This is a genomic window from Aeromonas sp. SER (assembly GCF_038739615.1).
GTDB lineage: Bacteria > Pseudomonadota > Gammaproteobacteria > Enterobacterales > Aeromonadaceae > Aeromonas > Aeromonas jandaei.
Genome location: NZ_JBCGFC010000010.1, coordinates 83,306 through 97,573 on the forward strand (window position 1 = coordinate 83,306; position 14,268 = coordinate 97,573).

14 protein-coding genes are annotated in these 14,268 nt (G+C 54.0%); 10 read left to right on the forward strand and 4 right to left on the reverse strand.

The genetic code is table 11. From position 1 onward, the window contains the following. Positions 1–63 precede the first annotated feature (63 nt). Entirely contained in the window at positions 64–885 is an 822-nt protein-coding gene (aroE, locus tag AAHA41_RS15425; RefSeq protein WP_201930929.1) for a shikimate dehydrogenase, read from the forward strand. After that, entirely contained in the window at positions 882–1,142 is a 261-nt protein-coding gene (locus AAHA41_RS15430) for a DUF1488 domain-containing protein (protein ID WP_041209509.1), read from the forward strand. The genes aroE and AAHA41_RS15430 overlap by 4 nt, the downstream gene beginning before the upstream one ends. 776 nt (positions 1,143–1,918) lie before the next feature. Here AAHA41_RS15430 and yihA read toward each other — a convergent pair. Then, entirely contained in the window at positions 1,919–2,575 is a 657-nt protein-coding gene (gene yihA / locus AAHA41_RS15435; protein ID WP_124242121.1) for a ribosome biogenesis GTP-binding protein YihA/YsxC, read from the reverse strand. Positions 2,576–2,717: 142 nt separating this feature from the next. Here yihA and AAHA41_RS15440 point away from each other — a divergent pair, with 142 nt between their 5' ends. The 4 genes from AAHA41_RS15440 to hemN all read left to right on the forward strand — a co-directional run bounded on the left by AAHA41_RS15440 (position 2,718) and on the right by hemN (position 6,614). Then, the gene (locus AAHA41_RS15440; protein ID WP_033114784.1) at positions 2,718–3,335 is read left to right on the forward strand and encodes a c-type cytochrome; all 618 of its coding nucleotides are present in this window, start codon (positions 2,718–2,720) and stop codon (positions 3,333–3,335) included. A gap of 840 nt (positions 3,336–4,175) precedes the next feature. Then, a complete protein-coding gene (gene yihI, locus AAHA41_RS15445; RefSeq protein WP_124242120.1) occupies positions 4,176–4,757 on the forward strand; it encodes a Der GTPase-activating protein YihI in 582 nt (193 codons plus the stop codon). A gap of 11 nt (positions 4,758–4,768) precedes the next feature. Next, positions 4,769–5,209 carry a DUF2489 domain-containing protein gene (locus tag AAHA41_RS15450; RefSeq protein WP_323070122.1) on the forward strand — a complete coding sequence of 147 codons (441 nt, stop codon included), beginning with the start codon at positions 4,769–4,771 and terminating at the stop codon, positions 5,207–5,209. Between the two features lie 31 nt (positions 5,210–5,240). Next, positions 5,241–6,614 (forward strand): oxygen-independent coproporphyrinogen III oxidase, encoded by a 1,374-nt coding sequence (gene hemN / locus AAHA41_RS15455; RefSeq protein ID WP_323070119.1) that lies wholly within the window; start codon positions 5,241–5,243, stop codon positions 6,612–6,614. Positions 6,615–7,341: 727 nt separating this feature from the next. Here the strand turns inward: hemN and AAHA41_RS15460 are convergent. The 3 genes from AAHA41_RS15460 to AAHA41_RS15470 form a co-directional block, all read right to left on the reverse strand. Further along, a complete protein-coding gene (locus AAHA41_RS15460) occupies positions 7,342–7,710 on the reverse strand; it encodes a CopG family transcriptional regulator (protein WP_323070118.1) in 369 nt (122 codons plus the stop codon). A 1-nt stretch (position 7,711) separates the two neighbouring features. After that, on the reverse strand, positions 7,712–8,359 hold the full coding sequence (locus tag AAHA41_RS15465; RefSeq protein WP_033114791.1) for an AAA family ATPase: 648 nt from the start codon (positions 8,357–8,359) through the stop codon (positions 7,712–7,714). A 95-nt stretch (positions 8,360–8,454) separates the two neighbouring features. Beyond that, positions 8,455–8,631 carry a hypothetical protein gene (locus AAHA41_RS15470; protein ID WP_165791442.1) on the reverse strand — a complete coding sequence of 59 codons (177 nt, stop codon included), beginning with the start codon at positions 8,629–8,631 and terminating at the stop codon, positions 8,455–8,457. 749 nt (positions 8,632–9,380) lie between these two features. Between AAHA41_RS15470 and arcA the strand changes: the two genes are divergently transcribed. The 4 genes from arcA to AAHA41_RS15490 all read left to right on the forward strand — a co-directional run bounded on the left by arcA (position 9,381) and on the right by AAHA41_RS15490 (position 14,223). Beyond that, positions 9,381–10,601: an arginine deiminase gene (gene arcA, locus AAHA41_RS15475; protein ID WP_041209518.1), complete on the forward strand. Its 1,221-nt coding sequence runs from the start codon at positions 9,381–9,383 to the stop codon at positions 10,599–10,601. Positions 10,602–10,663: 62 nt separating this feature from the next. Further along, the gene (arcC, locus tag AAHA41_RS15480) at positions 10,664–11,590 is read left to right on the forward strand and encodes a carbamate kinase (RefSeq protein ID WP_005356275.1); all 927 of its coding nucleotides are present in this window, start codon (positions 10,664–10,666) and stop codon (positions 11,588–11,590) included. A gap of 101 nt (positions 11,591–11,691) precedes the next feature. After that, positions 11,692–12,696 carry an ornithine carbamoyltransferase gene (gene argF / locus AAHA41_RS15485; RefSeq protein WP_033114793.1) on the forward strand — a complete coding sequence of 335 codons (1,005 nt, stop codon included), beginning with the start codon at positions 11,692–11,694 and terminating at the stop codon, positions 12,694–12,696. Positions 12,697–12,819: 123 nt separating this feature from the next. Beyond that, the gene (locus AAHA41_RS15490) at positions 12,820–14,223 is read left to right on the forward strand and encodes a YfcC family protein (protein WP_043850717.1); all 1,404 of its coding nucleotides are present in this window, start codon (positions 12,820–12,822) and stop codon (positions 14,221–14,223) included. Positions 14,224–14,268 lie beyond the last annotated feature (45 nt).

Genomic DNA, 14,268 nt, shown 5'->3' on the forward strand with positions numbered 1-14,268 from the left:
CGACTTGTTCCCGCAGGGGAAAAACCGTTAAATCGGGAGATTGCCCTATAAAGGAACTGTTTGATGGATCGTTATCTGGTTTTTGGCCACCCGGTGCGCCACAGTAAATCCCCTTTCATTCACACCCTGTTTGCCAGACAGACCCAGCAAGAGCTGGAGTACGGGTTGGCCGAACCTGCGGTGGATGAATTTGCCAACACTCTGCGGGACTTCTTTGCTCGGGGCGGCAAGGGTTGCAACGTCACTGTGCCGTTCAAGGAGCAGGCATTTGCGCTGGTTGACCGGCTGAGCCCAAGGGCAAAACGGGCGGGGGCAGTCAATACCATCAAACTGACCGATGACGGTGTGCTGCTTGGCGATAACACCGATGGTGCCGGGCTGGTGGCGGATCTCAAGGCTCATGGCGTGACGTTGACCGGCAGCCGGATCCTGCTGCTGGGGGCAGGAGGCGCCGCTCGAGGTGCTCTGGCTCCACTGTTGGCTGAACATCCGGCCGAGGTGGTGATCGTCAATCGTACCCACGCCCGGGCAGAACAACTGGCTGCCGAATTCCGCGACCTGGGTAGTGTCAGCGCCCTGACGTATGAACAGCTGGCCGGTCATTTCGATCTTGCTATCAACTCCACATCGGCCAGTCTGCAGGGTGAGCTGCCGCCGCTGGCTCCCGGTCTGATCCACGCCGATATTGCTATCTACGACATGATGTATGGTGCAACGGATACCCCCTTCATTGGTTGGGCCAAGCAACATGGCGCCCGTCAAACCATGGATGGGCTCGGCATGCTGGTCGAACAGGCTGCCGAGGCGTTTACCGTGTGGCGTGGAATCCGTCCCGGGACTAAACAGGTATTGAGAGAGTTGAAGCGTAACTTGGGGGTGATATGAACCAGGGTATTCTGTTTCCTGATCTGATGGAGTGGCAGGCCCAGGAGATGCGGGTGCATTTTCCTGCCCAGCAGATGGGGGCACTGATCAACTGTTATATCAGCCTGCGTAGGCTGGAGAAGATGACTGGTCTGGCTCTGAGCCGAGAGGATGACATCCTGCGAGCGTTCGAAAGCGTGCGTTTTGATATTGAGGATTTTGCGGAAAAACTCATTGAAGAACAATCATTTGCTGAAGATGGCGCCATCTATCTGTAGATTTTCAAAGTTTTTTTCCTTTGCAGCGGAACTTCATCGATTTTCTGCTGACTAACTTGATAGTTGAGGAAGTGCTAGCTAGTCACCTTTATAACTCCCCGGTATTCGTACTGGGGATTTTTTTTATCTATTTGAAATAAAAGAATTTTTTATAAAGCAAAAACTCGTGAAACTAAATTACATAAATTACTTTCACTTTTTGCTGCTTTGCTGTACAGTTGTCTGCGTAGGGTACAGAGGTAAGATGTTCTATCTTTCAGACCTTTTATTTCACGTAATTGAATGTGGCTGAATAGCGGCCCCGATGAGTTTCTCGTCGGGGTGTTTTTTTATGCGCAGAATTTAGAGTAAAAGCTTTAATTTGTCGATGCGTTTGCTAAAATGGGGTCGATTCTTGAGGTACACCGGTCGTTTGGTGCTCGAGATTCAGCTTCTTCCCAATTTTTGAACTTATTGTTTAAGGCTGGATGGCAGAACTGTCGTCCGGCCTCATTTTTATCCCTTCTCTGCTCGCGATGTAATTAAATTTCATTTTTTGTCGCTTTTGGTGATTTTCATCCCTGATGTGGAGGCAGATATGAAAACGATATCAAAAACATGAAAAGTTAATTATTTTCGAGAATTAATTGTCTATCTATATGAATTTCAACCACTAACTCGCTCTTGCCAAGAGTGATATCTGATGTGTTGGCTGGATTGTGAGGACTGTAGGGATCTGAAAGTCTTTCAATCAGCGGAGGGGGACTCCGCCAATTGCGAGACTAGCGAGGAGTGGATCACTCCCCGGCGGGTTCTTGCTCATCCGTTTCGATGTGAGAGTCATCGGCTCCGGCGATATACCAGTTGGTCAGGGTCTGGGCCAGTTTTTCTACCCCGATATTGCTGAGGGAAGAGAAGGCTTCAACCTGGATCTGGGAACCCAGACTGGCGACGGCCTGGCGCACCTTGATTACCTGGTTGTTGCGCGGGCCGGGGCTCAGTTTGTCAGCCTTGGTCAGCAGCAGCATGACCGGCAGTTCGCGATGAGCGCTCCACTCCAGCATGTTCATGTCGGTATCTTTGAGCGGATGACGGATATCCATCAGGATTACCAGCCCTTTCAATGACTCGCGACGCTGCAGATATTCTGCCAGTGACTTTTGCCACTTGAGCTTCATTTCCAGTGGAACCTGGGCATAACCATAACCCGGCAGGTCGACCAGACGTTTGCCCGGTTCCAGCTCAAACAGGTTGATCAGCTGGGTACGGCCGGGGGTTTTACTGGTTCGGGCCAGGTTCTTGTGTTTGGTTAACGTGTTCAATGCAGATGACTTACCGGCGTTGGAACGGCCAGCAAACGCGATCTCGACACCCCCATCATTTGGTAGGTGGCGGATGTCGGGTGCGCTGGTCACAAAATGCACCTTATTGAAATTGAGAGTTTGTGTATCCAACGTAAATTCCCCATGGAGATAGAGGGTTATAGAGTTACTTTTTTGTAAAAAGGTGTAAAATGGCGTCGCTTAAACGCGTTTATTTTAACATGCCTTCAGCGGCATGGGATCTGGAAGCCTAATAACTAAAAGTTGGAACGCCATGAAGAACCTAGTCATTACTCTTGCTCTGATGGTTGGCGTAACGGGGATGGCACAAGCCAAAGGCGATGCCGCTGCGGGACAGGCCAAGGCTGCAGTTTGTGCGGCTTGTCATGGACCGGACGGAAACAGCCTGATTGATATGTACCCCAAAATTGCTGGTCAGCACGCATCATATATCAAAAAGCAGTTGGTTGAACTGAAGGCTGCCGCTTCTGGCCAAATTGGTCGGGTTGCGCCCGTTATGGGGCCTATGGCTCTGCCTTTGTCGGATCAGGACATGGATGACCTGGCGGCTTACTTCTCCAGCCAAAAAGTGACTCCGGTGGCCGTTCCTGATGACGTTGTTGCTGCAGGCAAGGCGCTTTATATGGGTGGCGACATGAGTCGCGGCCTGCCAGCCTGTACTGCTTGCCACGGGCCGCGAGGTTCCGGTGTTGAGCAGGCCAAATATCCCAGTCTCTCCGGGCAGCACCCTGCCTACATCAAAGCGCAGCTGACCGGTTTCCGTGCCGGTACTCGGGACAACGACCCGAATGGCATGATGCGCGACGTTGCCAAGAAGCTGACTGATCAGGATATCGATGTGTTGTCCAAGTATGTTGCCGGATTGCACTAAGCTGATTGCGTTACCTGCAATTGATGATAAACGGGGAGCTTGGGCTCCTCGTTGTTTTTATGGTTTCCAGATCATTCTCGGTTTAATCCTCTCGTTATGTAAGAGATCTTCCATTCCCGCGGCAGGCCAAGGCTCATAGATTTGTATAAAATTTAAAATAAAAGATATTTTTCAATGGCTTATTGCTTTGTTGCGGTTTTCTGAGGCATTGGGATCTATTCAGGTAGATTGAGCGCCTTTATAGAGCTGATACATTAAGTTCAATGGATTTATCCACGGAATGGATAGCGGTTTCACAGTGGGATGCTGTGAGCACAGGATGTTTGGCATGGCGGGATGCCATGGGTTCGCAAGAACTGGCAAGGGATTGAAAGATCAGGATGGTGACTATCTCCGGAGCGAGATGGAGTTGCGGGATGCAGGCTCCCCGGCACGATGGCAGGATGCGGTCGGAACGGGTCAAACAGGCACACGCACATTCAGGAACGACCACAAGAAGGTCAGGATGACCATATAAAGATATGATGTGACAACAAGTCGTCATGGATGGGACAAACAGGCTGTTTTGCCATCCAGGATGATCCTCACACAGACATATCAAGGCAGCTTCGGCTGCCTTTTTTCTTATTGGGTCATTAACCCGATCAGCCTTTCTGTGTCAAAATACCAGCAATATGCCCAGAGGATACCGATCCTGCGGTGTTCAGTGGCCCTGATGGGCCGGATTGATGCGGGATCCTGCTGATGTTCCGGTTTCACTGTTCCCCAGAATTGCATCCCGCCGGGTGAGATCATCCCGGAGTCGGGCTCAATCCAGTTATTTTTCGGAGTTATCCATTCATGTCAGCCAAACAACCCAATCGCAAGCCTGCTGGCAAGCGCAAAGAATCAGAAGCCAGTGCTCAGGAAGGTCGTGAGCGGAAACGTGCGGCCAAGCGCAAGGGCTTGAAAGCGGGCTCTCGCCAGCAAGTCGAGCAGCAGAAAGGCAAGTCAGCCGGCAAACAGGCCAAGGATCCGCGTATCGGTTCACGCAAGCCGGTCGCTCTGATTGTTGAAGAGAAGGGCTCCAAGTCCACCGTATCCAAGGCGGTAAAAGAGAAGAAGCTGGTGATGACTCCGGAGCAGGAACTGGCATCCATCGAGAACGATGACCGTCTCAATGATTTGCTGGATCGTCTCGATGCCGGTGAAACCCTGGAAGCGGCTGAGCAGGCCTGGGTTGACCAGCGGGTTGACCGCTATCAGGAGCTGATGGATGAGCTTGGCATCATCGACAACGACGATGACGAAGAGACAGACGAAGCCTTCGAGGAGAGCGACTATGAAGAGTCGTTCCAGCCAGCTTCTGAAGATGAGTTGTGGGATCGCTTTACCCAGGTCGATTATCAGCCCGAGACCAAGCCTGAGCCGAAGAAAAAGTGATGAGTGGATGGATGCTGGTCGCCCTGTCGGGCGGCCTGATTTTGTCCGGTCTGGCCATTTATGCAGGTATGCTGCTGGCCAGACTCCGACGCCAGCAGGCGATGCAGTGGCAGACCATTGCAGCTCGCAATGAACGAATCCTGGAGAGCGTGCGGGTCATTGCCCATGCGGTGCAGGAGGGGCAGTGCGACTACTCCGAAGGAGCCATTCGGCTGACCAATCTGCTGGATGCGCTGCAGATCAAGGATGGGAGCCCTTTTGCCAGCGAATTTCCCGGTCTCTACGGGTTATACGAGAAGGTGAAGGATATGCCGACCCATGAGGCGCGGCGTGCACTCAAACGCAATGAAGTGATGAAGATGGATCTCGAGCGCAGCGGTTATGAGGCCGAGCTGGAAGCCCAGATCCTCAAGGATGTGGCACAACTGAAGGATTTTCAGTTAAGCCGATAAGCCATTGATAACAAAAAGAGAGGAAGCGAGCGTGCAAGCAGGACAGATTGTGTGGGATCAGGCCCTGATCGAAAAATATAACTACAGCGGCCCGAGATATACCTCCTATCCCACGGCACTGGAGTTCAACGAGAACTTCGGTTACCCGGATTTTGTTCATGCTGCCGGGCAGTACCCCGAGCGCCATCTTTCTCTCTACGTTCACATCCCCTTCTGTCACAAACTTTGTTACTACTGTGGCTGCAACAAGGTCATTACCCGTCATCAGCACAAGGCTGACGAGTACCTCGATTATCTCGAACGGGAGATCAAGGCGCAGGCTCCGCTATTCAAACAGCGGCTGGTTACCCAGCTGCACTGGGGTGGTGGCACTCCTACTTATCTCAATGAAAGCCAGACCCGGCGTCTGATGGCCATGCTGCGCGAGCACTTCCATTTTGCTGATGAGGGCGAATTCAGTATCGAGGTTGATCCGCGCGAGATCGAACTGTCGATGCTTGATGTGTTGCGAGAAGTCGGGTTTAACCGTATCAGCCTGGGCGTGCAGGACTTCAACAAGGATGTGCAGGTTGCCGTAAATCGCGAGCAGGATAACGACTTCATTCGCGCCATGCTGGAACGAGCCAGAAAGCTGGGCTTTCGCTCAACCAATCTCGACCTGATTTACGGTTTGCCGCATCAAAACAAAGAGAGCTTCCACCATACGCTGGAAGAGGTGCTCAAGACGGATCCGGCGCGCCTATCCATCTTCAACTATGCCCATCTGCCCAGTCGCTTTGCTGCGCAGCGCAAGCTGAAGGAACAGGATATGCCTGCTCCGCAGGAGAAGCTGGCCATGTTGCAGGGGACTATTGCGTTCCTTACCGGTCGCGGTTATCAATTCATCGGCATGGATCACTTTGCCAAGCCGGATGATGAGCTGGCCGTGGCACAACGCGAAGGCAAGCTGCATCGCAACTTCCAAGGCTATACCACCCAGGGGGATTGCGATCTGCTTGGGCTGGGCGTCTCCTCCATCAGCATGATCGGCGATGCCTATTCGCAGAATCAGAAAGAGCTCAAAACCTATTACGCTCAGGTTGAGGAGTTGGGGCATGCGCAATGGAAAGGGTGCTCGCTCAATCAGGATGACCTGATCCGCCGTGAAGTGATCAAGCGGCTTATCTGTGACTTTCGTTTGAACTTCACCACCATTGAGCAGACATTTGGCTTGGATTTCAAAGAGTACTTCACCGAGGATCTCAAGCTGCTACAGACCTTTATCGACGATGGGCTGGTGCGTATGACTGATGCCGGGCTTGAGGTATCTTCCACAGGGCAGCTGTTGATCCGCAATATCTGCATGTGCTTCGACGTCTACCTGCGCAACAAGGCTCGCCAGCAGCAGTTCTCTCGCGTGATATAAGTTTTGTTTGCCGGTCAGAAAACAGAAAGGGGCGCCATCAGTGGCGCCCCTTTCATATGCATGTCTTTTGCTTGAGCCAGTGACGCTGGAAGGTCTTGGCAAGAAAGTGCTGCGAGTGGGGCAAGCAATTGCCCGGTGAAACGCAGACAAAAAGATGGGGGCGACTTGCGTCGCCCCCGGTAGTCGTATCGCTCATATCCTTGAACGAAGTTGCTCCCTGCAATCCCTGACTGTTTACCTCTTCCTTTAGGTTTCCCCTTCCCAATCCTTTGGGGTGTCCTTTAGCCATCTTGGCCTGACGAGTCATCCTTTCCCGCCCCACTTTCTCCGTCCTGGGAGGTGTCCTTTGCCACATCCTGTGACTAGTCCATTTGCCCAACCCTGGCAGCCAGTCTTCCTGACCGACTTCATTGCGTCCGTGCATGAGTAACTATAAGGATTTTCCGGGAGGCGACAATGGCAAGTTGGAAAACGTTTTTGTGTTGCTGGTTAACGAAAGCAATTTCTTTCGATTTATTTGATATAAAACATTGTGTTATTGAAATTTACTGCTGTTTTTAAGACGTTATCTTCCGATTATTTCGAGAGCATTTTGAGCGTATTGCTCACATCTTTAATGGCTGATCTCTTACGTGGCATTATGGTTGCTTTGGAAACAAATATGTCGTCCTGATGGTGATGTCTTTCACCAGCAGGAAAAGGGGAACTTGAGCAAGAAAAGGCGGGGTCAGGAACGCTGATTGAGCCGTTCGTATATGGTCTGCCGCTCTTCAGGGCTGAGCGATGAGAAGTAGTGAGTAAAGAGGCGCAGCAGCAGAGATTTGTTCAGGCCGTCCTGCTGGGTCAGACTACCCAACTCATCGATGGCGACGGTACTCATGGAGAAGGTCGCCTTCTTGTAACTGGGCTTGAGGTGTTCACCGTTCTCGATGAATGCCAGTGCCGCCAGGGCTTCGTCCCGGTGCAGGCTCAGCTCCAGACTGACCACCTTGGGCTTGCCTTTGGCGTAGAACTCCGCATCTTCGATAAACTCGTCGACGGTAAAGTTCTTCTGATGGTGCAACTGGTGCTTCTTCTTCAGATCGGCCAGACCCATCTCACACCCCCACTTGCAGGAACTCTTTGGCGATGGCACGGATCTCTTCGGCGGATTTGCCATCCGGCTCGATCTCCATCACCGACAACCCCTTCTCCTCGCTGTCGTCGTAGACGTTGCGTCCATAGGTGATGGCATTGAGCACATCTACCCCAAAGGAGGAGCAAACCTCTTTCGCTTCCAGAATCCGTTTTACCTGATTGGGCAGGGAAGGGCACTGGGTCAGCACCACGGCTGCGTTGAGGGTCGGGTTGACCATCTTGCAGGTGGTGATGAGATCTTCCATATGGGGCAGGGTCTTGAGATCCCGGCGTTTGGGGCGCAGCGGTATAAGAGCGTGGGTGGCGACTGCCATGGTAGAACGCAGTGCCCGGTTGTCTTGTCCACCACAGTCTACGATGACGTAGTCGTAGCGGTTTTTCAGACTGAGCAGGTCGTTGCGGATATTGCCGTAGAGCTGGACGCAGTTGATTTGTGGCAGTTCCGGATTGTCATTGCGCTCCTGAATCCAGTCGGAGGTGGTGCGCTGGGGATCGCAGTCGACCAGCAAAACTTCCCCCTGAAACTGGGATCTGAGGTAGACCGCCAGATTTTGCGCCAGGCAGCTCTTGCCACTCCCTCCTTTTTCTCCGCCAACCAACAAGATCATGACGTTCCCCTATCCATGAGAAAACCGCTGTTTTCAGTATAGGAGTGGCTGCTCTCATAACAAGGCAGGAGGTGGTTTGCCTCCCGCCCAATCTATCAGTAGTGCTGACTACCGCCGCTGGAGCGGCACACATAGTCGGGTACCAGCGTCTGGGGAGCCTTGTCGACATGGCATACCACCATGGGCACGGCCGGGGCTCCTTCTGCCTGCGTGAGGCTGGGTACGAGAGGCAGCAACAGGGTTGCGAGCAGCAGCATGGACTTCATTTTCATAACAACTCCTTGGTAACACCATTCATACGTGATCTGGATCACTTTTTGAGTTAAGCCGAGGTTCGACCCAGCGCAAGGAAGAGCGAATAAATTCAGCCAATGAAAAAACTCTCAAAAGAAACCTGATGGCAGGTACTGAATCTCTGGCGGCCAAGATGCTGACTTTGTGCATATTAATGAGCAACAGATAGCTGGGCGGTAATGGTATGAGCCGCAGTGCGACCAAGCTGGCGTGAATGCCATGATCTGGGACAAGAAAACAATTATGCAGGGTGAGAAGGATGGGTGACTTTTTATTTATTGGTTAGGGGGGATGAAAGGGTGACATTATTCATATTTGTGCATGGTAAATTCACAGAATATTTTTGATTTAACTTAACCAATTGAAATTAATGATATTGTCTTTTTGTTTCTATCCATTTGGAGAGTGGAACCATGAATGAAATGGCTTTCAATATGAAATATAAAGGGCTTTTTTTAAGTATGTATGCGGGCTTGGTGAATAAGAGAATGTGGGATCTGTTACCCCTATCAAAGATCTTTTCATGAATTTATTCAGTTCTGAGTGAATGTGATCAATCTCTAAGTTTGCAGTGATTGGCAGGTCTAACCTCGCTCTCGAAAGGCAAGGGCAGGATAGAACACAAGCCGAGTACCCTACATAAAGAATATCCCGCCTTAGCCACGAGCATGAATAGAAGGAATCTATTCAATCACTCGCAGGGACCACTGCTAGACGGAATATAATCATGAGCAAATTTTATGTAGGTTCTGAAGTTGGCCAATTGCGCCGTGTCATGTTGCACCGCCCCAACCTCAGTCTGAAGCGTCTGACTCCTTCCAACTGCCAGGATCTGCTGTTCGATGACGTCCTGTCTGTTGAACGCGCTGGTCAGGAGCACGACAAATTCGCTCAGGTACTGCGCGATCAGAATGTCGAAGTTTTCCTGCTGACCAATCTGCTGGCCGAGACTCTGGATGTGCCGGAAGCCAAAACATGGCTGCTGCAACATCAGGTCTCCGACTATCGCCTCGGTTCTTCTTTTGCCAACGACGTGCGCTGCTTCCTGGCTGACATGCCGCACCGCGAGCTGGCCCGCATTCTCTCCGGCGGCCTGACCTACTCCGAGATGCCCTACAGCGGCGTCAACATGGTAGTGGGCATGCACGCACCAACCGATTTCATCATCGAGCCGCTGCCCAACCACCTCTTTACCCGCGACACCTCCTGCTGGGTTTACGGTGGCGTTTCCATCAACCCGATGGCCAAGGCCGCTCGTCGTCGTGAGACCAACCATGTGAAGGCCATCTACCGCTGGCACCCGCAGTTCGCCGGTCAGGACTTCATCAAATACTTCGGTGATGAAGATCGCGATTACGACAACTCCACCATCGAGGGTGGTGACGTGCTGGTCATCGGCCGCGGTGCTGTGCTGATCGGTATGTCCGAGCGCACCACCCCGCAAGGTGTAGAGCATCTGGCTCGCGGCCTGTTCAAACACGGTCAGGCCAAACAGGTTATCGCCATGCAATTGCCGAAACACCGCAGCTGCATGCACCTGGATACCGTAATGACTCATATGGATATCGACACCTTCTCCGTCTATCCGGAAGTCATCCGCAAGGATGTGAACTGCTGGAGCCTGACTCCGGGCGGCGCTACCGGCATGAACATCAAGGAAGAGGGTTACTTCGTCACCGCCATCGAGAAGGCGCTGGGTGTCGATCAGCTCAAGCTCATCACCACAGGTGGTGACACCTTCGAGGCCGAGCGCGAGCAGTGGAACGACGCTAACAACGTGCTGACCGTGCGCCCCGGCGTGGTGGTGGGTTACGAGCGCAATACCTACACCAACGAGAAGTACGACAAGGCTGGCATCACAGTGCTGCCCATCCCGGGTGAAGAGCTGGGACGTGGTCGCGGCGGCGCCCGCTGCATGAGCTGCCCGATGGAACGCGACGGCATCTAACAAGACGGCGTGGCGCCGGCAGAAGCTGGCGCCACACAGAACCAAACTCGAGATTAACCACTATGAAAAAACCAACTGTCGTCGTCGCTCTGGGTGGCAATGCTCTGCTCCGTCGTGGTGAGCCCCTTGAAGCGGATATCCAGCGCAAGAACATCGCAACTGCCGCCAAGACCATCGCCCTGATCGCTCAGGAGTACAACGTGGTGCTGGTGCATGGCAACGGCCCGCAAGTCGGCCTGCTGGCTCTGCAAAACAGCGCCTACACCAAGGTATCCCCCTATCCGCTGGATGTGCTGGGTGCCGAGTCCCAGGGCATGATCGGCTACATGCTGATCCAGGAGCTGAAAAACCTGATGCCGAGCCGCAACGTCACCGCGCTGCTGACTCAGGTGCAGGTCGATCCCAAGGATCCGGCATTCGCCAACCCGACCAAATTTATCGGCCCCGTCTATGAAGAGGCTGAAGCCCGCACCCTGGCAGAAGAGAAGCACTGGGTGGTCAAGGCTGACGGCAAGTTCTTCCGCCGCGTAGTGCCGTCCCCGCTGCCCCAGCGCATCGTCGAAGGCGACGCCATCGAAACCCTGATTGCCCAGGGCCACCTCATCATCTGTACCGGTGGTGGTGGTATCCCGGTGACCTGGGATGGCCAGAGCCTGACCGGTATTGAAGCCGTCATCGACAAGGACATGTCTGCCGCCTATCTGGCCAAGCAGATCAAGGCCGACGCCCTGCTGATCCTGACCGATGCTGATGCCGTCTACCTGGATTGGGGCAAACCGACCCAGCGTCCGCTGCGGGTGACCAGCCCGGACGAGCTGGCCGGGGTCAAGTTCGACGCAGGTTCCATGGGACCGAAAGTCGAAGCCTCCTGTGAATTTGTCAAAGCGACCGGCGGCATGGTCGGCATCGGCTCTCTGGAAGATGGCCTCGCCATCCTCAAGGGTGAAGCCGGTACCAATATCGTCGCCACCCGTACCGTGAATGCGTAATTAAAACTCGGCCCTCCGGGGTCTGCACAAATCTGTACTGAAGAATGCGTAGTCAACACTACTGCCTAAATTGGTCTGAACAAATATAGAGAGAACTCATCATGGCTTTTAATCTGCGTAACCGTAACTTCCTGAAACTGCTGGACTTCACCCCGCGCGAAATCCAATACATGATCGATCTGGCCATCGACCTGAAGAAAGCCAAATACGGTGGCTACGAGCGCAAGCATCTGGTCGGCAAGAACATCGCTCTGATTTTCGAGAAGACCTCCACCCGCACCCGCTGTGCGTTTGAAGTGGCGGCCTTCGACCAGGGCGCGCAAGTCTCCTACCTTGGCCCAAGCGGTTCCCAGATCGGTCACAAGGAGTCCATGAAGGACACCGCCCGGGTACTGGGTCGCATGTATGACGGTATCGAATACCGTGGCTACGGTCAGGAGATCGTGGAAGAGCTGGGTGCCTACGCCGGTGTACCGGTCTGGAACGGCCTGACCAACGAATTCCACCCGACCCAGATCCTGGCTGACTTCATGACCATGCTGGAGCACGGCAAGGGCAAGCGTCTGGATCAAATCAAGTTCGCCTACCTGGGTGATGCCCGCAACAACATGGGTAACTCCCTGATGGTCGGCGCCGCCAAAATGGGTATGGATATCCGTCTGGTCGCTCCGAAAGCCTTCTGGCCGGAAGAGGAGCTGGTTGCCAAGTGCCGCCTGATCGCCGAAGAGACCGGCGCACGCATCACCCTGACCGAAGATGTCAAAGAGGGTGTGCTGGGTACCGACTTCCTCTACACCGACGTCTGGGTATCCATGGGTGAAGCGAAAGAAGCCTGGGATCAGCGCGTCAAACTGATGACTCCGTATCAGGTCAACATGGATGTCATCAACGCCACCAAGAACCCGGATGTGAAGTTCATGCACTGCCTGCCGGCGTTCCACAACGACGAGACCACCATGGGCAAGGAAGTGGCTGACAAATATGGCATGAAAGGTCTGGAAGTGACCGAGGACGTGTTCGAATCCGAGCACAGCATCGTGTTCGACGAGGCCGAAAACCGGATGCACACCATCAAGGCAGTGATGGTTGCTACGCTGGGCGACTAAGGTCGCAGTAGTGGTGCCGGGGGGTGACCCCCGGCTTTTCGACCATGTGACAGCGGCATAATACCTCTAACCCTACAACCCGCAGCCTGCATGGATACCACACCCACAGAAGGAAGCTGGACCATGACCAAATTCAAGTTCCCGTCAGCCTACACGATACTGTTTGTGCTGATCGCCCTGGTGGCCGCCCTGAGCTGGATAGTGCCGGCCGGCAAATATGAGATGACCATGAACGAAGCCCTCGGCAAAGAAGTGCCGGTGGCGGGTACCTACAAGCTGGTAGAGGGCAATCCCCAGGGGATCGTCGACGTGCTGCTGGCGCCGATCGATGGTCTCTACAACCATGACACCTATCAGGCAGGCGCCATCGACGTCTCCCTGTTTATCCTGATCATCGGTGGTTTTCTTGGCATTGTGACCAAGACCGGTGCCATCGATGCCGGTATCGAACGCGTGACCGACCGTCTGCGTGGCCGTGAAGAGTGGATGATCCCGATCCTGATGGCGCTGTTCGCCGCAGGCGGCACCATCTACGGCATGGCCGAAGAGTCGCTACCCTTCTACACCCTGCTGGTGCCGGTGATGATGGCAGCCCGCTTTGACCCGGTGGTGGCTGCTGCAACTGTGTTGCTGGGTGCCGGTATCGGTACTCTCGGTTCTACCATCAACCCGTTTGCGACCGTTATCGCTGCCAATGCGGCCGGTATCTCCTTTACCGACGGTATCTGGCTGCGCGTTGCCATGCTGGTGGCTGGCTGGCTGATCTGCGTTGCCTACGTCATGCGTTACGCCAAGATGGTGCGCAACGACCCGAGCAAATCGCTGGTGGCTGACAAGTGGGATGAAAACCGCGCCCATTTCCTCGGCAACAAGAGCGACCAGATGCTGGAGTTCACCCTGACCCGTAAAATCGTGCTGGGTATCTTCGTCGCCGCCTTCGCCGTGATGATCTACGGTGTGGCCGTGCTGGGCTGGTGGATGGCGCAGATCTCCGGCGTATTCCTGGCTGCCGCCATCATCGTCGGTCTCATCTCCCGGATGAGCGAGGAGGAGCTGACCTCCAACTTCATCGACGGTGCTCGCGACCTGCTGGGTGTTGCCCTGATCATCGGTATCGCCCGCGGTATCGTGGTGGTAATGGACAACGGCATGATCACCCACACCATCCTGCACAGCGCAGAAGGGATCGTGACCGGCCTCTCCACCGTGGTGTTCATCAACGTGATGTTCCTGCTGGAAGTGGTGCTCTCCTTCCTGGTGCCGTCCTCATCCGGTCTGGCCGTGCTGACCATGCCGATCATGGCGCCGCTGGCCGACTTCGCCAACGTAGGCCGTGAGCTGGTGGTGACTGCTTACCAGTCTGCCTCCGGTCTGGTGAATCTGGTGACCCCGACCTCCGCCGTGGTTATGGGCGGTCTGGCCATCGCCAAGGTGCCTTATGTGCGCTACCTGAAGTGGGTGGCTCCGCTGCTCGGTATCCTGACCGTGCTGATCGTGGCCTGCCTGAGCTTGGGTGCCATGCTCTAAGCCACAACCAAGATGACGCTGAAGACGGGAGCCGCTGGCTCCCGT